The organism is Rhodonellum psychrophilum GCM71 = DSM 17998 (assembly GCF_000381545.1).
Taxonomy (GTDB): domain Bacteria; phylum Bacteroidota; class Bacteroidia; order Cytophagales; family Cyclobacteriaceae; genus Rhodonellum; species Rhodonellum psychrophilum.
The window spans coordinates 169879-194593 of record NZ_KB906681.1 but is presented as its reverse complement, the minus strand read 5'-3'; the positions used below and the strand labels follow the sequence as shown (position 1 = coordinate 194593).

The window sequence follows — 24715 nt, the reverse complement described above, 5'->3', positions numbered from 1 at the left end:
TCCCGCTCCAGACTTTCTACAGCGATACGCTTACCAATCCGGCAAGCCTTTTTCCGGCCTCTTGGTGGGTTTCTTTTTGTTTTGCTGGATGTAGCGCAACTCTGCCGCATTCATAGCGTCAAGGATTTGGGAAGCTTGTTCCGGACTGAGGTTCATTTCTTTGAGCCTTTCCTTCATCTGTTCCTTGGATTTCTCCCTTTCACTCAGGTCACTTTCCATGTCACTGGGTTCCTGGGAATCTTTTTCCTCTTGGGATTTTTCCCCGGATTTATCATCCTTTTTCTCGGATTCGGAGGCTTCATCCTCTTCGGTTTTTTCGTCGCCTTCTCCGTCTTTTTTATTTTCCTTGTCTTTGTCCTGATCCTGTTTTTCTTGCTCCTGATCCTCTTTGTCTTTTTGTTCCTCGTCTTCCTTATCCTGATCCTCCTGATTTTGATCCTCGTTTTCCTCGAGCCATCTGCTCAGCAATTCATAATTGTATCGCGCAGGTTCGTTTAGGGGGTCTTTGATCAGCGCAAATTTGAAGGCTTCCAATGCTTCTTTGTATTTTTCCTGTTTTCCCAACAGGATCCCATTTTGATTGGATGCAAAGGAAGCGATCATGGGGTTGGCTGAGCCGATCAATCCCAAATAAGCTGCTTGGGCTTCTTCCAACTGTTCATTATAATGGTAACTCAAGGCCAGGTTGTAGCTGGAATTGGGACTGTTGATCCCGAATTCGGTACCCAAAAGCAAATGGGAAGCGACAGAAGCTTCATACTTGGCATTGGCATAATCCTTGGACGCCGCTTTGATGGCGGCATTCTTCCTTGTTGTCACGGTCCAGGAGGCTGGGACAAACAGGATGAGGAACAAAAGAATTCTACTGATGAAGATCATATTCTATACCTAAGACGATTTTAAAGGCGGATGGTTTTGAGTGGCAAAATCATATCCAACAAAGCCAAACCCATCGCAGCCAACAGAAAGTAAAAATATTTGTTGGCAGAGGCTTCCACCATTCTGGATCCAGTGACGGTGCCTTCTATTCTTTCGAGTGCCGCAGAAAGGTCGGAAATTTCATTCAGCTCATCGCTGATTTCGAAATACTGCCCGTCGGTTTGTGCCGCGATCAGTTTCATGTTTTCGGATTGCAATCTTGTGATGGCGGGTTGGTTGGTTTTGGGGTCAATGATGATGGAATTACCACGCGGGATGGTGCTCCCCTGGGATGTCCCCACACCTAGACTGAAAACCTTTATGCCCGAATCGCTTAATTGCGCGGTGAGAGGCCTGAAATTCTCCGCAAAATCCTCTCCGTCCGAGATCAGGACAATCGACTTGGATTTGACTTCCGGAGAATCGTCCAAGTTGAATTTTCCCAATGCCAAATTCAAGGGTGCACTGATGTCGGTGCCAGTGTTGGGCACCAATCCGGAATTCAATCCATCCAGATGGAGTTGCAAAACGTTTTGGTCAAAGGTCAAAGGGCATTGGATAAAGGCTTCGGAACTGAAAATAATCAGCCCAATACGATCACCACTGAAGTCTTTGACCAGGTTTTTTAACTCGAATTTTATCCTTTGCATTCTGCTCGGTCCAATATCGGTTGCATTCATGGACTGGGAGAGATCGATGGCAATGAAGATGTCTTTCCCTTCTTCTTTGATCTCTTTTTGGGATGTGCCTATGGAAGGTCCCGCCATTGCGACCAAGAACAGTACAAAATACCCCAACCGCAACACCATCTTCATCAGAAGCCTGTGCTTGTGTACCTTTAATTTTTTATTGATAAAGTAAAAGCGGAGGAGGTAAACTCCATAAAGCAATCCAAATACAATTGCCAGCCCTATGAGTAATTTAACGTCAGGATATGCCCAAATCATGCCCTGAAATTATAAAATATAAACGAAAAGCCAGTATAGGATTCGATTTAATATATGTTAACGAAATCCATATCCCGATCTTTTCGGATTCATCTGTACATTAATTCCCCCGGTCAAAATTTTATCGGCGTGGTCTCCGCATTTTGATTTGGATCCTGTATTTTTTTCAAAGGGTTCATTTTTAATGGACAATATTGAATCCGTATGATTCATTTCCATTTCTATTCGAGTCTGGAGATGCCTAAAAATCAGACATCAGGTATTTTAGATTTTTGACTTCACCCTAACGGTAATACCCGTTGCTCTTCAAATAGTCTAGTTTTCCTTCAGTTATGACCCCACTGGGAACCATAAGTCATATTTCCGGTTGCACCCCAAAAAAAGACCTGGCCTTGGGATAAATCCATTTTATCAGGTCGAAAATATTTTTTTGGAAACAGATAGGCAAGAGCATAAGCACGTTTTTTAATCCAACAATCCAATATCCGGAACAAGCAAAGGCAAATACACCAGGAAAATTGTCGGAAGAAAATGTCCCCCAAAAGTAGGAAGCTTCAAAATGAGAAGCGATAAGATGGGGAATGTCCCATACAAACTTCTTCCTTTGCTGCCCATCATAATTCCATATCTTTGCCTCAGGTAAAAAGATTATTTTTGCCCTATACCAATCAATTCAAAGGAGAAACCGTTATCCATTCAAAAGAAATCTGTTTTATGAAATTTTTATTTGCTTGGGCTTCTGTCTTTCTGTTTCTTCTTGCATCCACAAACCCAGCTTTTTCCCAAAATCCCGAAAACATCTCCGGTCAGGTTTTCGAAATGGATTCGAACCTGCCACTTCCCGGCGCAAATATCTACTGGGAGTCGGAGCCACAAAAAGGAGTAGTAAGTGATGAAAATGGAAGGTTTTTGATTGGGAAAACAGGCCTTCCTTCCAAATTGGTGGTTTCTTTCATTGGATTCACGGTGTCCATCAGGGTGATTTCCGAGAAGGATCTGGGCAAGGAACTTCGGTTTTTCCTCAAAGCAGAAGAACTCTCCCTGGAAGAAATCATCATCCGGGACAGAAGGCCGGATGAAAATGTCAAAAGTTTGGACATGGGCAAAACGACCATCCCCATCGAAACGATTAAAAATATCCCGGCACTCTTTGGTGAGGTTGACCTTTTGAGAAGCCTCCAACTCCTTCCTGGCGTACAGACAGCCGGAGAAGGGACGACTGGTCTATTTGTCAGAGGAGGATCCGCAGACCAAAACCTGATACAGTTGGATGGCGCACCCGTGTACAACCCTTCTCACTTTTTCGGTTTCTTTTCCGTGTTCAATCCCGACGCATTGAGTGGGGTCGAGTTTTACAAGGGAAACATACCCGCCAATTATGGGGGCAGGATTTCCTCCCTGATCGATGTCTCTCTGAGGGAAGGCAACTATGAGAAAATAAAAGGAGAGGGTGGGATAGGGACGATCAGCTCAAGATTGACTTTGGATGGCCCCCTTTTTTCCGATAAGTCCTCCTTTGTGTTTTCTGGAAGAAGAACTTATGCCGACTTGTTTCTCAGGCTTTCTTCTGATCCGAATATCAAGAACAACGATCTTTATTTTTATGACTTGAGTGGAAAATTCAGTTTTAAGGTTGGTGATAAGGACAAAATCTCCATTTCCAGTTATTTCGGCTCAGACTTTTTGGGATTGTCAGGACAGTTTGGATTGGGATGGAACAATTGGGTTTCTTCAGCACAATGGACCCGAAACATCAGCGAAAGGACCTATTTTGACCTTAACGTGTATCACAGTAAATACAAATATGCTGTCAACTTTGACGACGCAGACAATGGTTTTCGATGGGACAATGTTTTGTCGGAGTCGGGAGCCAGGGCGGAATGGGGTTTTGTCCCGAACGAAAAAACCGAGTTGAAATGGGGGATGCACACACAATATTACCACTTTGCTCCGATCAATTTTGTGCCGGATCCCGGTGCCAGCATTGAACCCATCAACACGAATGCCCGGAATGGGCTCCAAAACAATTTCTTTGTTTCGGGCTCCCGAGACATCAGCCAAAGATTAAAAGTGGATGCGGGACTGCGGTGGGGGATCTACCAACAAGTGGGCAAAGGAATTGAGTACCGCTATGAGGGAAACCAACCGGGGCCTAATGTATCCATCACCGACAGCCTTTCATTTGGTACTTTGGAAAGCATGAAAACCTATCAGGGATTTGAGCCCAGACTTTCGGTCCGTTACCTGATTCGGGAGGACCTTTCATTCAAGGCTTCCTACAACAGGAATTTCCAATACGTGCAGGTGGCCTCCAACAGCTCCGCAGGATTGCCGATCGACCGATGGGTGCCTGCCGGTACATACATTGAGCCAGTGAGAGGGGATCAGTACTCGGTTGGGCTTTTCAAAAATCTCAACCAAAACAAATGGGAATTGTCTCTGGAAGGATATTACAAGGATTTCAAGAATGTCATCGATCTCCGGCAGGGAGCCAATGTCTTGTTCACAGACAACGTGGAAACGGAATTGTTGGCAGGTGTGGGGTATGCGTATGGGTTGGAAGCATTGTTGCGGAAGAATATTGGGAAAACCACCGGATGGCTGGCCTATACTTACTCCAGGACTTGGAGGAAAATCGAAGGCATCAGTGAGGGGGATTGGTACAGGCCGAGGTTTGACCGACCGCATGATGTGACTTTGGTTTTGAATCATGAATTCTCAAAAAGGTGGTCCTCGGCCCTAACTTTTGTCTATACGACTGGTCAGGCCGTTACCTTTCCGATCGGGACATATGAGGTGGACAACCAAAGCCTGCCTTTGTATGGAAACAAAAGGAACGAGGACCGCTTCCCGGATTACCATCGGATGGATGCATCGGTCACTTGGAAAAATGTGGATAGGGGCAGAAAATGGAAAGGCAGTTGGAATTTCAGCATTTACAACCTTTATGGGAGAAAAAATCCCTTTTCCTATCAATTTGGCGACATCATCAATGAGCAAATCGATTTTGATCCCGGATTAAACGAAGAAGTTCTCTCCAGAAGGCCAGGCGTGGTTATGACTTATTTGTTTACTTTCCTTCCGGCAATCACCTATAATTTCAAGTTTTGAAAAGACAGTTATGAATATGAAAAGAATTTTATATTGTCTTCTCTTGTTGCCTTTTTTCTCCTGTCAGGAGGAGGTTTTTCTTGATCTCCAAAAAAAGGAATCCATCCCCATTATTGAAGGGATTTGGACAAATGTGGGAGGATTGAACCAGGTGAAAATTTCATTGTCCAAAGATTATTATTCAGAGGGACCAGGTGAGGTGGTGGATAATGCTGAGGTTTATGTGGTCAATTCGGGGAATGGTTTTAGGTACAATTTCCGTTTTTCCGAAGATGTCTCCAGGTACATTCCGGTCAATAACCTGGGCGGTAGAATCGAGGAAAAATATGAGCTTCATGTCTTGATGGGGGAGAACCATTATATCTCTTCCGGAACACTTTTGGCACCGCCAAAATTGGACAGCATCACGTATGCATTCAAGGAGGAAAGGATTTTTAGGGATGAGGGGTATTACCTGACCCTATATGGCGATATTCCATTTACCACCGACAATAATTATCGGGTCAGGCTGGTGCGAAACGATACTTTATTGAACAGACGATCCGATTACCTTTTGTTTGACGATACCTTTGGGACATCCATTTTGAATCGGGGATTTGAATTGTCCGGCTTCAGGTTTAAGGAAAATGACAAGGTGCGGATTGAGCTTTACAGACTGAACCAAGATGCCTTTGATTACCTCAATCAATTGGTGAATTTATTGTTTAACGACGGAGGGCTTTTCAGTCCGCCACCAGAGAATCCGAAGACAAATATCCGGATTCTTGAAGGCGGTGGAGAGGTTTTGGGTTATTTTCTGGTGAGTCCTGTACTCACCGAAACGGTGGTCATCCAACCGGAGTAGACCCCGAAGAAAAACATGGGTGAAGGAAAGGAGCATTTTATTCCTTACTTTTGCACCATGACAGATTTTAATGCAAAGGGCAAGGTGGTCATCACCTGCAAAGACAGGTTCTCCGCCATCTTGGAGAAGGAATTAAAGGATTTGGGATTTAAGCCAAAACTGGTTTTCAGGACAGGGGTAGAGCTTTACGCTTCTCTCAACGAATGTATATTTCTGAACCTTCATCTTCGGACTGCCAGTCATGTCCTTTATGAAATCAAATCCTTTTACCTCAGGCATGCCGATGATATCTACAGAAGGATAAAATCTTTGCCTTGGGAGGAATACATCAGCAATCAAACTTATTTTTCGGTTTATTCCCATGTGGACAACGAAAGTGTGGACAATCCACTTTTTGTGAATGTGCGGATCAAAGATGCCATCGTGGACCGATTTAGGGAAAATACAGGTACCAGACCGGATTCAGGTTCTGCCTATGAAGGTGCTGTGATCCAATTGTTTTGGAAAGAAACCGAAGCCTCCATCTATATCAATACCTCAGGTGAAACACTTGCCAAGCATGGCTATCGGAAGATCCCGGGAACTGCACCCATGTTGGAAGCTTTGGCATCTGCGACCATTTTGGCCACGGGCTGGGACAGGAAAAGCCCATTCGTGAACCCGATGTGTGGAGCAGGGACACTTGCGATCGAAGCGGCTTTGATCGCCACCAACCGTTTTCCGGGGCTTTACAGAGACCATTATTCCTTTATGTACATCCAGGGATATGATGCTGAGGTCTATACTAAAATGAAGGAAGACCTTCAAAACGAAATTATAGAAGTTCCCGGTCTGAAGATCATTGCCAGCGATATCAGTGCACAGGCAATTTCGTTCACCCAGGAAAATGCCGAAACTGCAGGGGTTTTATCATTGCTGCAGCTGGAGGAATGCGATTTTGAAGAGACGAGTTTGCCGGAAGAGGAAAACGGGGTCGTCTTCCTGAATCCTGAATATGGCGAAAGGCTGGGAGAAGAGGAAGAACTCGAACTCACCTACAAGCGTATGGGTGATTTCATGAAGAAAAGATGTGCAGGCTACACCGGATTTATATTCACCGGAAATTTGGAACTGGCCAAAAAAATCGGTCTGAAAGCTTCCCGAAGAATGGAGTTTTACAACGGAACGATTGATTGCCGACTCCTGAAATATGAATTGTACAAAGGAACAAAAGAGCCGATTGCAGAATGATTTTTTTAGGACAATGAAATAATAAAAAAGGCCATCGGAAATTTCCGATGGCCTTTTTTCTTTTCTTCCCATTGACTACCTGTGCGTAAATCAGTTCAAGAATAATTCCGACAAGAACAAAGCTCAATTGGTTTTTGGCATTTTGGGCTATAATTTTTCATCCGTGCATTCATTTTTTTGAAAACAACAAATGCATTTACCAATAATCAAAACAATTCAATTCACCCTTGAGGAATTAAATCTTCTTGATCAAAGCATCTATTTTTTGTTTTAGGTCCAAGATCGCCTTGCTGTAGCGTTCGTCCCATTCCGCCAAGCGGTCTGTGGATTTCAATGCGATTTCATATTGGATGCCTGGCAGTACCCATGAAGCATATCCGCTAAATGGATCGGAAGAAGCATAAAGCGAACGGTACCAATCCCCAAAATACATGCCCTTGGGATCGATGAAACTCTTTTCCAATCCCAGGAGATCCTTGTTGATGGCTTTCAGTTTTTTGGCATCCACTTGACTTGTCTTCAAGACCGAGGCGATTTTACTGTCCAATTCTTCTGCACTGGATTTCATGGCGGTGTTTGCCGCTTTTGATTTTTCGAATCCGGTAAAAGCAGTGTCAAAGGCTTTGATTCCCTTTTCGGCATTTTCAAAATGGAGCGCCATGTCCTGGGCATATCTGGAAACCTGATAGGGAATGATATCGGCATTGGCCAACCTCAAGCTCATGATCCCTACAAGCTGCTCCACGGTTCCGCCCATCTGGAAAGTTGGATCTGCGAATTTTTCATAGAAGTGGAGGTTGTCATAGTTGGTGTGGTACAAGGTGGGTCCACCCGTTCCGCCATTCAAGGAAGGTACGCCAACATGCATATAAAAGGCGATGTGGTCCGATCCACCGCCAAGATTGCCGATGCTGGGTTCTTCTTTTTTGCCCGCCCAGACTTCATATACGGATTTGGCCGAATCCGGAAAGGCCACTTCCTTGGCGGATTCCATGATGATTTTCTTGAGCGTAGGGGAGGCAGATGCGCCAAAATTCCTTCCGGAAACTGCTGCATCCAAATTGATATAGGCAACCGCTTTGGCACTGAGCTCATCCCTGAATTGTTCCACCCATTCTGTGGAACCGATCACGCCATGTTCTTCGGCATCCCAATGGGCGATCATGATGGATCTGGAAGGCTGGAAACCTTCTTTGGCCATATTTCCCAAGGTTTCAGTCAAGCTCAAGAGCATTGAAGTGCCGGAATTGGGATCGGTGGAGCCAAAACTCCAGGCATCATAATGACAACCCAAGATGATCCATTCGTCGGGATTTGTACTTCCTTTTAAGGTTGCGACTACATTGTTGGCTCTCACATATTCTCTGTCCTGCTGCACTTTTAATCTTACTCGGAGTTCTTTTCCACCCTCCAACCGATAGGTATAGGGAAGTCCACCTTGCCAGCCACTTGGAACAGGCTTTCCTTTCATCTGCGCAATGATTTCTTGGGCAGATCCATAAGGAATCGGCGTGACGGGAATGGTATGTAGCCCCACTTCATCAGGGTTGAGACGTTTGATTTTGGTTTTGCCATCCAGTGGCAATGCTGGTTCAAAAGGGGTCAAGGCGTCTCCTGTCCAGTCCAAAGTAAGCAATGAGCCTCTTTGGACAGAACTTTCATTGTAATAAATCCCCTCGGGATAGACCAAACCTTTTGCATAACCGGAATCCCCCGGATCGGTAAAGATTAACAGACCAATGGCCCCATATTCTTCTGCAAATTTTGCTTTGAATCCTCTAAAATTCCCGCCATATCTGGCCAGGACGATTTTGCCCTTGACATCGATGCCCAGTTCTTTCAATCTTTCGAAATCCGCTTTTAGGCCATAGTTGGCATACACCACCTCCGCGGTCACATCTCCGCTACCCGAAAAGGCATTCCATCCTTTCCAGAGATCCGGATTGGAAGAATACGGGTCTTCGGACAAAACATATTCCTGCTGGTTGAGCGGTTTTCTTATCGGAGTGATGATTTCTACCAAGGACTCGCCGGGAGTCTTGGAAAGGTAGACATCGTAGGGGTGGACGACTACATCCCATCCCGCGGTTTTCATCGTTTTCACGAGGTAATCTTTCACCTTTTCATTGGCGGGAGAACCTGCGGGATGCGGCTCGGAAGTGATGGTGGTCAGGTGTTCTTTGAACCTGCTGAAATCCACCGTTTTCAGAAATTGTGCTTCGGTTTTTCTTTGTTTTTCACCTGATGCATTGGAAAATCCATCTATTTGTTGTGCCTGCGCAGGGAGTATCAAAATGGCACCCAATGCGATTGAAAGCAAATGTCTTTTTTTCATAATTAAAATTTTAACGAAAAGGCCTTTACACAAATATATCCAAACAGGATTCAGGAATGCCCTATAAATGTTAAATGGTTTATTTTTGATTTAAAATTTACCCAATATAAAACACTCGCCCATCTCTTATTTTCTTTATTTTGCAAGATCAATTTCTGAAAGGCTTTCTGCTAAATATTGGAAAAGAAAGTTTTTGACGGATTGAGGAATGATATTTTAGTTAATGGGGCAGTGAAAGAGACTAAAACCAATTAATAAATAGTATTCATTTTCTGTATGCGACATATTGATTTGTTTAAATTGCAAAATGGAAGACGATAGTAAAGGCGCAGTAGGTTTGGATTTAATCCCCCAACTGTCGTTAGATTGTGTGATTTTCGGTTTCCATGATGGATTATTGAAGATTTTGTTGCTCAGATGGAAGGAGACAGAGGAGTGGAGTTTGCCGGGAGGAATTGTGCTGCAACGGGAGTCTGTGGACGATGCCGCCAATAGGGTTTTGATGGAAAGGACAGGTCTTACTGAAATTTTCCTCAAGCAATTCCATACTTTTGGTGATCTTCACCGCTACGACAAAAAGGAGTTACAAGATAAGTTGGGGCACGTCATTTCCACTGAACATTGGTATGATCGCGCGGTTTCCATCGGTTATTTTGCTTTGGTAGATTATGCAATGGTTTTTCCAAACCCGGACAAATACACAGATGAGTGCAAATGGGTTGACTTGAAAGAAGTCCCAAAATTGCTTTTTGACCACAATGCCATTTTGGAAAAGGCCATTCAATCTTTGAGAAGGGAATTGAGTTTTCAGCCTTTGGGTTACAATCTTTTACCTGAGAAATTCACCATGCCCGAATTGATGCGGCTATATGAGGCGGTTTTAGACAAGAAGATTGATCCGCGCAATTTCCAGAAGAAGATTCTGAAATCCGGCATCGTCATCCGTCTCGAGGAGGTCAAACGTGGATTGGCGCACAAATCCCCTTTTCTCTATCGATTTGACAAAGAGCGGTATGAGGAAGTTTTGGAGGATGGGGGCTTGTTTTTTGTTTGACAATGTGGATCAGCCAATCAAAAAGGGAAATGCGGCTTTCTTTGGATTTTTCCCAACAATAAAGCAAAGGATTGTGCAGGGATGGATTTGAAATGCGAAGCATAAATTTCACCTACCTCAATGGGTTCTAAACCCCGTATAATGCATGACCATTTCGATTCCAGCCCGAAATTATTTAATCATCAGTCAGTTATGCTCTGTTTTTGACTTCAACATATCGGCAAGAGGACTTTTTCTTCCAATGGTCTGTTTTTCTTGGAGTTTAATAAACTCCTTTTTTTAGAAATCGAATGCATATTATGGGTTTAACCCGTTTTATGCATTTCCAATCCCATTCCATCCTGAAAATACTTCATCATCAGTCGCTTGTCGACGGTTTATGACTTCGCCGTTTTGGCACAAAACCTTATTCTCCAAATGGTTTGATTTTCTTGTAGTTTCAACACCTATTGGAAAACCTATTGCACATTTCGGGTTTGAGATTATAGAAAAAATCCCACCAAAAAAAGGCCGATAAATCTACCGGCCTTTTTTGGTTTTTCTGGCACTGCGCTCGCAATTTTCAATGGAAAGAGAGAAGCATTCGCCAAATATCTTTTTATCTATTGGATTCCTAAACGTATCGAGGCTTAGATGGCCTTTACTTCTCCAACAAGTTTTTGAAGCGAGTCTTTGGCATCCCCAAAAAGCATTCTGGTTTTTGGATAGAAGAAGAGTTCGTTTTCAATGCCCGCATAGCCAGCAGCCATCCCCCTTTTGAGGATGATCACATTTTTGGCTTGGTCCACTTCCAAGATGGGCATTCCGAAAATGGGCGAGGAAGGATCGTTTTTGGCGGCTGGGTTGACCACATCGTTGGCACCGATCACCACTACCACGTCCACTTGTGAAAGTTTGGGATTGATTTCTTCCATTTCTTGCATCCGCTCATAGGGAACGTCCGCTTCGGCTAGTAATACGTTCATGTGTCCCGGCATTCTCCCCGCTACGGGGTGGATGGCATAACTCACTTCTACCCCTTTTTCCTCCAGTAGTTTCTCGAGTTCGTGGCAACTGTGTTGGGCTTGCGCCACGGCAAGTCCATATCCTGGGACGATCACCACACGTTGCGAATAGGAAAGCAACACGGCGGTATCCGAAATGCTGATTTCCCGAGCGCTCTGTTCTCCGTCCGCACTTTTCCCCACACCCCCGGCAGTTCCGCCAAAAGCTCCCAAAAGGACATTGAGTAAGGAACGGTTCATGGCTTTGCACATGAGAATGGTCAGGATGGTTCCGGCGGAACCCACCAGGATTCCTCCGGTGAGCATCGCCTTGTTGCCATACAAAAATCCTCCCAAGGCAGCGGCAATCCCAGTGAAGGAATTGAGCAGCGAAATGACCACGGGCATATCTGCACCACCAATCGGCATGACAAACAATATCCCGTAGATCAGAGCAAGCACCATCAAGACATAGAAAAGCGGATTGTTGATGGATTGGCCGGTCATGAGGATGATGATCAGAATGATGATCACCAAAAATAGGCTGTTGTTGATGATTTGATTGAACGGAAGGGTTTTGTCCTTTATTTTTCCTTCCAGTTTGCCGTATGCAACCATCGATCCCGAAAAGGAAACACCCCCGATCACAAGTCCCATCAGCATGACCAACATTTCTCCATTCAGTAAAGAACTGACCATGGCTGGATCGTGGTGCTGAAACTCGATGATGGCGATCAATGCCGCACATGCACCACCCATCCCGTTGAAGAAAGAAACCATTTGAGGCATCGCCGTCATTTTGACCTTTTTGGCCATGACAGTTCCAATGACGGATCCAACAAGTAAGCCCAAACCGATCAAAATATAGTTGACCATTTTGTCAGGGTCAAATGTCTGATAGAGGGTAAGAGTGGCAAGAATACCCACCAACATCCCTGCCGCAGCAAAGAGATTCCCCTTTCTGGCGGTGTCGGGATGACTGAGCATTTTCAGTCCGATCACAAAAGTCAGGGAGGCGAATAGGTAACAAATTTCCAATATATTCAAACTGATCATGACTTCTTCGGTTTTTTCTTGAACATTTCCAGCATTCTGTCCGTGACCACAAATCCACCCACCACATTGAGCGTACCCATGACCACTGCCAAAAAGCCTACCGTCAAGGCAAGATAATTGTCAGGTGCAGCATGGAGCATGACGATAATGGCGCCGACCACGACCACACCATGAATGGCATTGGCGCCGGACATCAGCGGGGTATGGAGGATGGCCGGCACATTGGAAATGACCTCTACGCCCAATAAGACTGCTAAAATCAGGAAATAGATCATTTCCATGTTTTCGCCAAAATAATTCAGTAGCTGTTCCATGGTTAATTGTTTATCATTTGGGTGATCCGGGAATTGACTGGCTTGCCTTCATGGCAGACACAGGTTCCTGAGACGATATCATCTTCAAAATTGAGGTTCATTTGTCCCTCTTTGATGATCAATTTCAAAAAATTCAAGTAGTTTTTTCCATACATTTTACTCGCGTCTTGGGGGAGTTGAGCAGCAAGGTTGCCCACACCCACAATGCTAACCCCATTGATACTGACTGTTTGGTCAGCTTGGGTGAGCGCACAATTCCCACCTGAGGATGCTGCCAAATCAATGACGACCGCTCCGGGTTTCATGGCAAGGACTGTTCTTTCCTCAATGAGCAAGGGTGCTTTCTTTCCCGGAATTTGGGCAGTGGTGATGACCACATCCGCTTTCGTTGCTTGTTCGTGGATGGCTTCTTTTTGTCGATGGATGAAATCTTCGTTTTGCTCAACGGCATATCCTCCGGCACTTTTGTCATCTGTGGCACCTTCGACTTCGACAAATTTTGCGCCCAGGGACATGACTTCTTCTTTGGCTGCTTGGCGCACATCAAATGCGAAAACAGTCGCTCCAAGTCTTTTGGCTGTGGCAATGGCTTGCAGGCCGGCAACACCCGCGCCCAAAATCAAAACCCTTGAGGGAGTAATCGTCCCTGCCGCAGTCATGAACATCGGGAAAAATCTTGGAAGTAAGTTCGCGGCCATCAATACGGCCTTGTAGCCAACCACCGTTGCCATCGATGAAAGAACATCCATGGATTGCGCCCTGGTTGTTCTAGGAACAAGTTCCATGCTGAAGGCAGTTCGACTTTCGTGGATGAGGAAATGGGTGAGTTCTGGATTGTAAAGGGCGTTGAACTGGCCCATCAAAACCGATTTGGGACCCATTGATCTTATTTCGGCAATCGAAAGCGCTTGTATGCCGCAGACAATATCGACCTTTTGAAGAAGGGTGCTGCGGTCGACAATTTCCGCACCTGATTCTTGGTACAATGCGTCATCGGCAAAGGCCTTTTTGCCCGCACCGGTTTCCACCATTACTTCGACATTCCAGCTTTTAAGGGTTTTTACAGCCTCAGGCAACATGGCAACCCTTGATTCTTCTTCAGGTTCTTTTACTATCCCTACGATCATTATTGTTTGGCTATTGGGAAAAATTAAGCTTTTAAAAGGCTCTTAATAACCCTTAAACTATTAAAAAGTTATGGAATTAAAAGGTATTCTTGATAAAAGAATGGTTTTTCTTTTCAGTGGAGGTGAAATGGGATGGGCAACCAAAGAGTAGGAATTTCTCTTGGTGGCTACAGTCTGGAAGTCATTGATTTTGATTTGACCCGCGCAGTGTTTTACCAGTTTTTATCCCTCCTGAAATTAATTAAAAATCAGGTAGTTGTTTGCTGTTTTTGACTTCATCCCATCGGGGCTGCGCAATATTCTACAAATCGTCTGATTTTCCTGCAGTTTCAACCTAATAAAGAATCGGAATGCATTTTTCGGTTTTTTAATGTTCAAAAAGTCCAATGGTGCCACCCACCCAATCCTTGTCTTTGTTGAACTTGACGCCAATCATTTCTCCACGGCTGAGGCGGACCAAATTGGACATGAAAGTGGGGTTTTCGTCCTTTTCCGGCCAAACGGCCAAAATACGCACTTCTGCCTTGATCATTCCTTCCGGCGCTTGGATGATTGGGGCATAGTTTACTTTTTTCTGAAGCACATAAAGATCTTTTTCCTGGACTGCTTCCACATCTGATTTTTTGACATGGAACACCACACCTGTTCCCGAAAATGAAAAAAGTGGTTTCAATACATAGTTCTCCAAGTCTTCGGGGATTTCCTCCAACTCACTCAAGAGTGTTGATTCAATAAAATATTCCCCTTTGAGATAGGGGAGGATAAATTTACTTACCCTGAAAAACCAGTTCGGATGGCCGGCCCATTCCACATTCAAGTGATCCGAAAAACTGAAGTCCAGGATCAAATCCTTTCTCAATTCCAATTCATCGAAAATGACGCGATTGTATAGCCTTTTGATTTCGATAAGACTTCCCGCTTCGTCTTTGTAAAAAAGCGTATCTCCTTTTTTGATCACTTCCGTGACGCAGATGATGGGGATCCCCAAATCCTGCTTGCAATAATAAAAATCAATTTTGGTGTTTTGTTTTTCGGGCTCGATCTCCAAGAGAACCACATTTTCCTTGGGATGACCGTTCAGGATGACTTCCTTTAATTTTTCCAGATAACTGTCTTTGTCCATTCCATTCAGATATGGGGTCAGCTCCCCAAGAAATGGATAGTGGCTCTTGAGTTTTTCAAACAGGTTCATCTGAAAATTGAAAATGGAAGGGAAGCCTTGCACTTCAATCAATTTTGGGACGATCTCCCCATTTTCCTCACAGATGCCAAAGTCGATGGCCATGAATTGCGGATGTCCATCTTCCTTGGGAACCGAGGAATTGACAGCCAGGGATTTTTCGGTCAATGCTTTAAAACCAGGTTTTTGGATGAAGTCGATCACCTGCTGACTACCTTCCATGAGTTTCGCCTGCAATTCCTTCGAAATAAAAAATGGCGTTTCTGCAATTCTAAAGGTTGGCAAATAATCAAAATCACGCCTGATGTCATCCAAAAAAGCCAAATATTTTTCTTGACTGAATTGGCTGTTGAAAAATTCCCGGTAATTTTTGAGCATATTGGATGGAAGGATTAATGTGAAAACGCTTGTTGATACCTTAGGACGTCATCCAAGGCATTTCTCAGAAAATTTGGGATGAGTGTTTCATTGGTCTTGTAGATCTTGTCCTCGTCCATCAGATACTCCAGCATGGTTCTGTACCTTGCCTTTCCCTTCAGTTGGATGATTTTCTCTTTAACTTCCGGCTTTTTCAGGTGGTTCATGAAGCTGATCGGATCCGCTTCCGGATGAAATTGGGTACCTACTACTTCTTTTGAAAAGCGGACGGCCATGATGGCGCGCTCATATTCCAAATGGCTCCTTATTTTTTCCAATGCAATAATGGAAGCACCCTTTTGCTTGAATTTATTCAATCTTGGTTGGACCACTTGGTAATCTCTGGAATCAACGGCATAAAATGGCTGGGGGAGCCCTTCAAACAAGGGGTCTTCCAATCCATCGATTGTTTTTGGGATTCTCATCACACCAAAGGAAGTGGATTTTCTTTTTGTGATTTCGGCAAGACCAAAATGCTTACAGGCCATTTGGAAGGAATGGCAGATCAACAGCAGGTGCTTTTTGTTTGCATTTTCCTTGTTCCAATTCCATAGGGTATCGATAAATCGGTAATAGGCAGTGTCCCATTCCCCGTTTCCTTCCAAAGGGTTTCCAGGACCTCCAGTGGAGATGTAGATGTCAAAATCACCTATGGCGGGAAGCTCACTTTTGCCTCTGACGTCAAAAACAGTAAAGCTGATTTCATCCTGAAAGCGGCCCACAATGTCGAATATGCAGCGCATCCCCTGATTGGGTTCAGCGTCATACATATCCAAAACAGCAAGTTTGATTTTTTCCTTTGGTTCCATTTGCATTTTATTTTTTTCTGACTGGCAGGGCTAGTGTTCTCGCTTGGAGATTTTCAGTCATCCGCAAAGGTCGTGAACAAATTCTTTTATCCCACACTGGATGAAACAAAAGAAATCATGGACGTAACCATTGTTGCTTTTTTTGCCCAAACAACAATGGTCAAAATCCATAGGATTTTCTGCTTAGAGGCCTTTTGTAAATTCCCCTGTGATAAAATCCACCACTTTTTTGAGGTCTTGGGTTTCCTCATAAACCTTCAACTGTTTGTCAGCACCAGTTCCTGTTTCCAGGATTTGATGGATATGGTTGATTTCCTCCCTGCTTCCAAGTTCGTCTACCACGTCATCGATAAACTCCAGCAATTCTATCATCAATTCTTTGTACACCACTTCCTTTTGCTGGCCAAAGTCAATCATCATTCCCTCGGTCCCATATCGGGCTGCACGGAATTTGTTTTCCCGGATCAGGGCGATGCGATAGATGTTGAAACTCGTGTTCATCAAATGCATCTTGTAGAGTTTGGCGACCACCGCTTGTATCAGGGCTACGATACAGATGGTTTCGTCTACGGTAAGGCACATGTCGCAAATCCTGAATTCAATCGTACTGAAAAAAGGATGCATCCTAAGGTCCCACCAAATCTTTTTGGGATTGTCGATACAATTTGTTTTGATCAATGTTTCCACATAATTGTCATAGGACTGCACGGAGTCAAAGTATTCAGGCAGTCCCGTCCTCGGGAATTTCGCAAAAACCTTTGCCCTAAATGCCTTGAACCCTGTATTTCGGCCTTCCCAAAAAGGGGAATTGGTGGAAAGTGCATAGATGTGGGGCAAGAAATAACAGGCTTGATTCATGATTTGCAAAGCAATGTCCCTGTTTTCGATGCCTACATGGACGTGCATCCCAAAAATCAAATTGGATCTTGCTGTGTCCTGGAGTTCATTGATGATGTTGTGATAGCGTGGATCATCCGTGATCGATTGTTCCTGCCATTTTGAGAAGGGATGTGTTCCTGCCGCCCCGACGATGAGGTTTTGCTTGTCGGCCAACTCCACAATCTGTTGCCGGAGGAAACCTACTTCCTTCCGGGCTTCTGCAATATTATGGCAAATGTTGGTTCCCACTTCCACAACGGATTGGTGCATTTCGGATTTAACCTGTTCCTTCAGGTAGATTTTTGCACCGTCCACGATCTTGGACATGTGGGAGCGGAGGTCCCTGGTTTCCGGATCGATGATCTGGAATTCCTCTTCTACTCCAAGTGTGAAAACTGGTAGTTTTTTCATGATCAAAATCTTTGGGCCATTTGCACTGCATCTCTCATGAACGTACCCCAGGAGAGATTGATTTGTCCAGGCTTTTGTGCTTTGGCGTAGGCAATGGCCATTTTTGCGGATTCCTCTACCACCCAATCAAAATTCGCTTGTCCTACCGAGTTGATGTCGGCATCCGGAGCCGGATTGCCAAAATCAATGGCGTAGGGTATTCCGTCTTTTACGGCAAATTCCACGGTGTTAAAATCATAACCCAATCCTTTACAAAGTTTGATGGTATAATCCTTTACTGTTGCCAATAATTTTTTGGAAGCAGGCGGACCGTCTACCACGTAGCGAAGGTGATGGGGATTTCGGGGTTCGTACTGCATGATCCGGACAGCTTTTCCACCCAAACAATAGACCCTGAAATATTCCTGAAAAACGATTTCTTCTTGAAGCATCATGACCAATTGGCCTGTTTCAGGATGGGTTTTGAAAAATTCTTCTTTGTTTTCCAAACGGTAAACATTTTTCCAACCACCACCTGCATAGGGTTTCATGTAAGCAGGGAATTTCACATAATCAAAAATAGACTGCCAATCCATTGGAAGTGCAAGGTTTCGGAAGGACTTTCCAGTCGTGTCTGTTGGGTGTTCTGCGGATGGTAAAATCACCGTATTGGGTAGGGGCACGCCAAGTTTGTCGGCCAGACCATTGTTGAAAAACTTGTCATCTGCACTCCACCAAAAAGGATTGTTGATGACCGCGGTACCGGTGAGAGCCGCATTTTTTAAATAAGCACGGTAAAAAGGGACGTCTTGGGAAATTCTATCGATGATGACTGAATAGTCGTCGGATTTGTTTTGAATCACTTTGTCGATCAGAACGGCTTCCGCGAAGATGCCGCTTTCTTTTTTCTCATTTACTCTTTCCACGAATGCATGGGGAAAAGTGTCTTCCATGCCAAATAATATTCCAATCTTTTTCATATGAGGTGATTTTTGTTTAATCGAATTTGATTCTTGATAGGTAGTGGGGGAACATCTCCTTCCAAAGTGGCCAATCGTGATGGCGATTTTTCCTGACATCCAGCCAATGGCGAACGCCTCGACTTTCAAGGATGTCGCTCAGTTTGATGTTGGCATCGAAGCAAATGTCCCAATTGGAGGTTCCCAAGATGATGTCCATCTTCCAAAGCTCAGGATCATTGAGTTGCTTCAGAAATTCCAAAGGGGAGTTGTAGAAAATATCGTCATGTTGGTAACCATGCATAAAATTTCTGATTTCGAAGGCTCCGGACAGCGAAAACATATGGCTGCAATAGCCGGGATGTCGAAAGGCAAAATTGGCGGCATGATATCCACCAAAACTGCAGCCTGCCATCACCACTTTGCCAACGGCAGTGTTCAGCCGGATGCGTTCCACGACTTCATGACAAATCATTTTATCATAGGCCAGATGGTTTTGGATGCGCTGGTGTGCATGGATGCCTTTGTTGTAAAAGCTCTGACGGTCATTGCTTTCCGGACAGAATATTTGGATCAATCCCTGATCAATATACCACTGTGCTGCGGAGATGAGTCCCATGTCCCTGTTTTCGTGAAATGACCCCATGGATGTAGGAAAAAGTACTACGGGGTACCCTGAATGGCCAAAAACCATCATTTCGACCTCTCTGTGGAGGTGAGGGGAATGCCATTTGAAATATTCTTCCTTCATAAAACTTTGGTTTCTAGTTTTATTAAAATTAAGAGGCTTTTGTTCAATCACAAAAAAATATTAAAAAGTTTTCCACTTTTTTTGAAAAAATTGAAATTTTCCGGGAGTTGTGGATAGGAATTCAAATTGGGATCATTAGGTCTTGATTTTAAGCTGTTGGTTTTTTAAACGCCCTTTTTTTATCCCAGGACTTTCCTTTCTGTCCGGTGCCGGAATCAATGCCGATTTTTAAGGCTTTAGAAGTCAGGTGGGAACGAATCATGGTGCGAGAGTTGCATGAGATTTATTCAACCCGTTTGCTGCATAGCCATTTCTATCCCCGCCTGAAATGGCTGAATAAGCCTCAGTCGTGAATTCTTTTTGATTTCAGCCTATTGGTAACACTAATTATTTTCAATAGTCTGAATTTTATGCAGTTGAAATCCCATCGGGAAGCCGAATGCATGTTTCGGGTTCAAATGGTCATTCATGCTTTTCTGACTACAATTCCACTGTTTGAGGTTTTTTGATTAATTTTTGGACAAGCAGAATAGCCAAAATGGAAAGGGAAGCCATGATGGAAAACCATTTCAAGGTGGTGAACATGCTGGTCATTCCCGCAAGCAAAAGATTCTTACCCGGAAAATATTGCAAGAGGGTGATGATCCCAATGTTTTCGATAAAATCTGCAAGGCTTGCCAACAAGGGTATTTGGGCCAAAATCACACTTTTCTTGATTCGGAAAAGTAAAAAACTGAACATCAAACCATAGATTACTGGATAGACAAAATCGATATAGATCAGGCCATTCGCATAAATTTGTCTGTCTGTTTCCCCATAGCCTTCGATCAATTGGTAGGCTTGTTTGGAGGAATATGCAAATTTCAAATCCAGGGGCTCAATGATGGGGATATAATAAGGAAAGAGAAACATGTTGAAAACAAAAAAGGCGACAAACAAAATGAGGATGTTTTTGCCACTGGAAAACCTCTCAAGAAAATTTTTCATGTCATTCTATATTAAATGCCAGAATAGAATAGGAAAAAATCACGTTTAACATCCCGAAAACCCAGGGGTCTCGGGAACCGACTGCCATTTCAAATATCGATATTTATATATAAAAAAAAATCTTTTGTATTATAAAAAAGTTGTTTTATATGAAAAAAACAGGAAAAAACTAAACTAAAAAATATTGATTTTACTTCATTTTTTAGTGTTAAGGATGAATCCTCTCCAACTTGGTCAAAACGATTCCCGTCAAAATGTTTGGATAACCATGGAGGACAAAAAGGATTCTAGGGAAAGTGTTTTTTCCATGTAGCCCCAGTCTCCAGGTTATCATTGGGTCTCTTGCCGTCTATTCCTCCTTGTACCATTCTGCATACATTGGGTAATTTTTTGCCGTCCTTTCAATCACCTCGAGCATTTCTGGTCCGGTATCTTTCACTTTTTTTGCAGGCATTCCTGCATATATACTATTGGCTTCCACGATCGTGCCCGCAAGGACAACGGCACCTGCCGCAATCACGGCTCCAGAATGGATGACCGCTCCATCCATCACAATGGCTCCCATGCCGATTAGGACGCTGTCGTGTATGGTGCAACCGTGCACGACGGCATTGTGGGCAATGGAAACTTTGTTGCCGATATACGTTCCTGCTTTCTTATAGGTACAATGGATGATGGCCCCATCCTGGATATTGGTGTCATCTCCAATCCTGATCTCATGGACGTCACCCCTAACTACGGCATTAAACCAAACCGTACAGTTTTTGCCCATGACCACATCGCCCACCACCGTGGCGTTCTCAGCCAACCAACAATTTTCGCCCAGCATCGGGAGATGCCCATTGACACGTTTTATCAAAGCCATATTTTTTTGCTTAATTTTCGATGAATCATTAATTTTTGAGGACTAAAATTAATTTAATTTCGTTGAAGGTTGAACTTTTTTGTCAATAATTGGTTTTCATGTTCGTACATTTAATATCGAAAATTCAAAAATTTTACAAAATTATGAAATTACTTCAAAAAACAGGTTTGGTATTGGCTGCCTCATTTATGATGGTAGCTTGTGGAAAGTCAGGTGATACTGTAGAAACTACAGACGCGCAAGAGGTAGGTGAAGCTACTGGCGAGACCTTGGTGATCGACAATCAATCCAGCAAAGTGAATTGGAAAGGTTACAAGCCATCTGGTCAGCATTACGGTTTTATCCCCGTTACTTCTGGCGAATTGGTAGTTGCTGGTGAAGAAATCACTGGAGGCAAATTTGTATTCAGCATTCCTGATCTTAAAATCGAAGATTTGGCCGAAGGATCCGAAGATTATGGAAAACTTCATGGCCATTTGCAGTCTCCAGATTTCTTTGATGCTGCCAATCATCCTCAGGCAACTTTCGAAGTAACGGAAGTGACTGCCTACACGTCAAACAATAGCGTAGCTGACAAAGACGAATTCGCATCTGACAACACTCCCGCTTCTGATTCTGAGTTGGCCGGTTCAAATCCTACACATTGGATCGCTGGTAACTTGACCATGAGAGGAACTACCAAAAACATCAAATTCCCGGCAACAGTTTCCATCACTGATGGCGCAGTAGCTGCGAAAGCTGGTTTCAACATTGACAGAACTTCTTGGGGTTTGTCTTACGGTGACGAAAGTTCTGCCGTGGACAAAGCAAAAGATCAGTTCATCTACAACACTGTAAGTGTGATGTTTGACATCAACGCGAAATAAGCGCAACAAGAACAATACGTTTTAAAGAGGAAATCTTCGGATTTCCTCTTTTTTTTTATCCCATCCAAAGCTGTAATTTTAGGCCATGTCAGGAAAAAACACCTTTCCATTGCCCAATGATCCTATTTGGATTTCTAAATTGTTGAATTGGGCGAATCACCACTATCCCTTTTTTGCCTATTTTACAGACAATGGGATTCCATACCCCCATCAGGGTTTCAAACACCAGTTTTACGCTGCCAAATCAGCATTTCCCCTCAAAGAGGCCACAGCTATTTATGGGAAACAAAAGATGGTGGGTATCATCGGATATGATTACAAAAACGTTGTTGAAAAATTGACCAGTGATCATCCGGCGCCTGTGGATTGTCCGGAATCTGTTTTTTTCTTGCCCGAACTGGAGATCCTCATTGAGGAAAATCAAATCTCGGTAATCCATGAGCACGCCGACCAGCTTTTGTCGGAGATATTGGCTTTTGCGCATCCTTTGATCCCGAATCCACACGTTTTAGTGACTGCAATGACAGACAAAGAAACGTATTTTTCCAATATCCAATCCATTAAAAACCATATCATCTCGGGAGACCTTTATGAGATGAATTATTGCATGGGGTTTACTTTTGAGGAAAAAAAATGGGATCCCATTCAAGGTTTTGAGGCATTGATGAAGCGGTCTGCGATGCCTTTTTCAGCTTTATTCCGGGCCGAAGATCTTTATTTGGTTTGTGCTTCTCCGGAAAGGTTTTTGAAAAAAACGGGGGATCAATGGATTGCCCAACCGATCAAAGGCACCATAAAAAGAGGGGCCAATGCAGAAGAGGACAGCATTTTTCAGGATTATTTGGCCAACAGCGAAAAGGAACGGGCCGAAAATCTGATGATCGTGGACTTGATGCGAAATGATCTTTCCAAAGTATCCAAAGTTGGCTCCGTGGAGGTGGAGGAGCTTTTTGGGATTTATGCATTCCCAAAGGTTTCCCAGATGATCTCCACAGTGAAATCCAAGGTGCGAAGTGACCTTTCCCTGGAAACCATTGTCCAGGCCACATTTCCGATGGGAAGTATGACGGGCGCTCCCAAGATCATGTGCATGGAGCTGATAGAGCGGCACGAGGATTTCAAGCGGGGATGGTATTCAGGCGCTTTGGGGTATTTTGAAGCGGATGGGGATTTTGACCTGAATGTCGTCATCAGAAGTATCGTTTTTGATAAAGCCTCCGGCAAAGGTTATTTTGCAGTGGGAAGTGCCATTACCCATGACGCAGATGCGGAATATGAATATCAGGAATGTCTGCTCAAGTCCGAAGCCATTCGGGAAGTGCTGGAGGGGTTTTGACCAATTTTAAAGGATGAATGGAAGGGATCAGAAAAATAATTCATGTGGATATGGATGCATTTTATGCCTCTGTCGAGCAGATGGATTTTCCTGAACTCAAGGGAAAACCAGTTGCAGTCGGTGGGAATATGGAAAGGGGAGTAGTGGCGGCGGCCAGTTATGAGGCAAGAAAATTTGGGGTCCGTTCTGCCATGTCCGGAAAAATGGCAGCCTTGAAATGTCCTCAATTGATTTTTGTAAAGCCTAGATTTGATCGGTACAAGGAGATTTCAGGTCAGATCAGGGAAATATTCTTTGAATATACGGATTTGGTGGAACCGCTTTCCCTCGATGAAGCATTTTTGGATGTCACGGAGAACAAAGTCAACAACCCTTCAGCGACTCTTATCGCCCAAGAAATCAGGGACAGGATCAAGAAGGAAGTTGGGCTGAATGCCTCTGCCGGAATCTCTTACAATAAATTTCTGGCCAAGACCGCCTCTGACCTCAATAAACCCAACGGTCAAGCCTTAATCCTTCCCAAAGACGCACATGATTTTTTGGAGAAATTGCCCATCGAGCGATTTTTTGGGATCGGAAAAGTGACTGCCGATAAAATGAAACAACTGGGGATCCACAACGGTCGGGATCTGAAGGAGTTTTCGCTCCAGTTTTTGACCAAGCGGTTTGGAAAGTCTGGATTGCATTTTTTCAACATTGTCCGAGGGATCCACCTGAGTGAAGTGCAGCCGAATCGCATCCGTAAATCCCTTAGTGCCGAAAACACCTTTGAGAAAGACCTTTCCAAGGAAAGTGAATGGGAAGAGGAGTTGGCCAAGATCTTCGAAGAATTGACACGAAGGATAGAAAGAACCGGCATCAAGGGCCGTACAGTGACGCTGAAGATCAAATACAGTGATTTCACGATCCAAACCCGCAGCAAAAGTTATGAACAATATCCCGAAATGGAGGTCATCTGGGAAACAGCAATGGAACTCTTGCAGCAGGAAGAGCTGAAGGGATCAGTGAGACTGCTGGGCTTGGGGCTTTCCAATCTCAACCTGACGGAAGAAAAAACGCTTTTTGGAAAGCAGCTTTGGCTTGACTTCGATCCTTTGTCAGAATAGGAAAATATTGCTTTTGCTGATGCTAATCTTGGGATTTGAAGCTGTTTTTTCAATGCATTGGCCTGCCGATCAAAACCATGTTTTTTTCGGGTCTTTTTCAACCCGTTTTATGTATTGCCAATGCCTTTCAATACTTTACTTGTCTGATAATTAGTCCGTTGTTGACTTATATTGACTTCACCCTATCGGTGTCAGGAATTGGATTCCCAATTGTCTGGTTTTCTTTCAATTTCAATCTCAATTGGAAAACT

Annotated in this window: 20 protein-coding genes; 7 read left to right on the top strand and 13 right to left on the bottom strand. The window is 43.9% G+C overall.

Features of this window, described 5'->3' with window-relative positions:
- Positions 1 to 30: 30 nt before the first annotated feature.
- Entirely contained in the window at positions 31 to 879 is an 849-nt protein-coding gene (locus F824_RS0114820) for a hypothetical protein (RefSeq protein WP_019598699.1), read from the bottom strand.
- A 20-nt stretch (positions 880 to 899) separates the two neighbouring features.
- Complete coding sequence (locus F824_RS0114815; RefSeq protein WP_019598698.1) at positions 900 to 1865, bottom strand: vWA domain-containing protein; 966 nt, start codon at positions 1863 to 1865, stop codon at positions 900 to 902.
- Between the two features lie 714 nt (positions 1866 to 2579).
- On the opposite strand from F824_RS0114815, the gene F824_RS0114795 reads away from it, so the two are divergent.
- The 3 genes from F824_RS0114795 to F824_RS0114785 are packed head-to-tail and all read left to right on the top strand — an operon-like array spanning position 2580 to position 7050.
- The gene (locus F824_RS0114795) at positions 2580 to 4976 is read left to right on the top strand and encodes a TonB-dependent receptor (RefSeq protein WP_026333730.1); all 2397 of its coding nucleotides are present in this window, start codon (positions 2580 to 2582) and stop codon (positions 4974 to 4976) included.
- Between the two features lie 16 nt (positions 4977 to 4992).
- On the top strand, positions 4993 to 5820 hold the full coding sequence (locus F824_RS0114790) for a DUF4249 family protein (RefSeq protein ID WP_019598693.1): 828 nt from the start codon (positions 4993 to 4995) through the stop codon (positions 5818 to 5820).
- Positions 5821 to 5877: 57 nt separating this feature from the next.
- Positions 5878 to 7050 carry a THUMP domain-containing class I SAM-dependent RNA methyltransferase gene (locus tag F824_RS0114785; RefSeq protein WP_019598692.1) on the top strand — a complete coding sequence of 391 codons (1173 nt, stop codon included), beginning with the start codon at positions 5878 to 5880 and terminating at the stop codon, positions 7048 to 7050.
- Between the two features lie 235 nt (positions 7051 to 7285).
- Here the strand turns inward: F824_RS0114785 and F824_RS0114780 are convergent, their stop codons facing one another.
- Entirely contained in the window at positions 7286 to 9385 is a 2100-nt protein-coding gene (locus tag F824_RS0114780; RefSeq protein ID WP_019598691.1) for a M28 family peptidase, read from the bottom strand.
- 307 nt (positions 9386 to 9692) lie between these two features.
- Here F824_RS0114780 and F824_RS0114775 point away from each other — a divergent pair, with 307 nt between their 5' ends.
- The gene (locus tag F824_RS0114775) at positions 9693 to 10439 is read left to right on the top strand and encodes an NUDIX hydrolase (RefSeq protein WP_019598690.1); all 747 of its coding nucleotides are present in this window, start codon (positions 9693 to 9695) and stop codon (positions 10437 to 10439) included.
- Positions 10440 to 11068: 629 nt separating this feature from the next.
- On the opposite strand, the gene F824_RS0114760 is transcribed toward F824_RS0114775, so the two are convergent.
- The 10 genes from F824_RS0114760 to F824_RS0114705 form a co-directional block, all read right to left on the bottom strand.
- A complete protein-coding gene (locus tag F824_RS0114760) occupies positions 11069 to 12475 on the bottom strand; it encodes an NAD(P)(+) transhydrogenase (Re/Si-specific) subunit beta (RefSeq protein WP_026333729.1) in 1407 nt (468 codons plus the stop codon).
- On the bottom strand, positions 12475 to 12792 hold the full coding sequence (locus tag F824_RS0114755; protein WP_019598687.1) for an NAD(P) transhydrogenase subunit alpha: 318 nt from the start codon (positions 12790 to 12792) through the stop codon (positions 12475 to 12477). Before F824_RS0114755 ends, F824_RS0114760 begins: the two co-directional genes overlap by 1 nt.
- A 2-nt stretch (positions 12793 to 12794) precedes the next feature.
- Complete coding sequence (locus tag F824_RS0114750) at positions 12795 to 13919, bottom strand: NAD(P) transhydrogenase subunit alpha (protein ID WP_019598686.1); 1125 nt, start codon at positions 13917 to 13919, stop codon at positions 12795 to 12797.
- Between the two features lie 367 nt (positions 13920 to 14286).
- Complete coding sequence (locus tag F824_RS0114740) at positions 14287 to 15477, bottom strand: hypothetical protein (protein ID WP_019598684.1); 1191 nt, start codon at positions 15475 to 15477, stop codon at positions 14287 to 14289.
- Positions 15478 to 15491: 14 nt separating this feature from the next.
- Entirely contained in the window at positions 15492 to 16331 is an 840-nt protein-coding gene (locus tag F824_RS0114735) for a type 1 glutamine amidotransferase (protein WP_019598683.1), read from the bottom strand.
- A gap of 177 nt (positions 16332 to 16508) precedes the next feature.
- A complete protein-coding gene (locus tag F824_RS0114730) occupies positions 16509 to 17615 on the bottom strand; it encodes a carboxylate-amine ligase (protein WP_019598682.1) in 1107 nt (368 codons plus the stop codon).
- A gap of 2 nt (positions 17616 to 17617) precedes the next feature.
- Positions 17618 to 18574, bottom strand: a complete 957-nt coding sequence (locus F824_RS0114725) for an ATP-grasp domain-containing protein (protein WP_019598681.1) — start codon at positions 18572 to 18574, stop codon at positions 17618 to 17620.
- Between the two features lie 16 nt (positions 18575 to 18590).
- Positions 18591 to 19304 carry an alpha/beta hydrolase-fold protein gene (locus tag F824_RS0114720; protein WP_019598680.1) on the bottom strand — a complete coding sequence of 238 codons (714 nt, stop codon included), beginning with the start codon at positions 19302 to 19304 and terminating at the stop codon, positions 18591 to 18593.
- 480 nt (positions 19305 to 19784) lie between these two features.
- Positions 19785 to 20291 carry a hypothetical protein gene (locus F824_RS0114715; protein ID WP_019598679.1) on the bottom strand — a complete coding sequence of 169 codons (507 nt, stop codon included), beginning with the start codon at positions 20289 to 20291 and terminating at the stop codon, positions 19785 to 19787.
- A 349-nt stretch (positions 20292 to 20640) separates the two neighbouring features.
- Positions 20641 to 21156: a gamma carbonic anhydrase family protein gene (locus F824_RS0114705; RefSeq protein ID WP_026333728.1), complete on the bottom strand. Its 516-nt coding sequence runs from the start codon at positions 21154 to 21156 to the stop codon at positions 20641 to 20643.
- Between the two features lie 143 nt (positions 21157 to 21299).
- Between F824_RS0114705 and F824_RS0114700 the strand changes: the two genes are divergently transcribed.
- The 3 genes from F824_RS0114700 (at position 21300) to dinB (ending at position 24464) form a co-directional block, all read left to right on the top strand.
- On the top strand, positions 21300 to 22022 hold the full coding sequence (locus F824_RS0114700) for a YceI family protein (RefSeq protein WP_019598676.1): 723 nt from the start codon (positions 21300 to 21302) through the stop codon (positions 22020 to 22022).
- 85 nt (positions 22023 to 22107) lie between these two features.
- Positions 22108 to 23358: an anthranilate synthase component I family protein gene (locus F824_RS0114695; RefSeq protein ID WP_019598675.1), complete on the top strand. Its 1251-nt coding sequence runs from the start codon at positions 22108 to 22110 to the stop codon at positions 23356 to 23358.
- 17 nt (positions 23359 to 23375) lie between these two features.
- A complete protein-coding gene (gene dinB, locus F824_RS0114690) occupies positions 23376 to 24464 on the top strand; it encodes a DNA polymerase IV (RefSeq protein ID WP_019598674.1) in 1089 nt (362 codons plus the stop codon).
- The last annotated feature ends 251 nt before the right edge of the window (positions 24465 to 24715 follow it).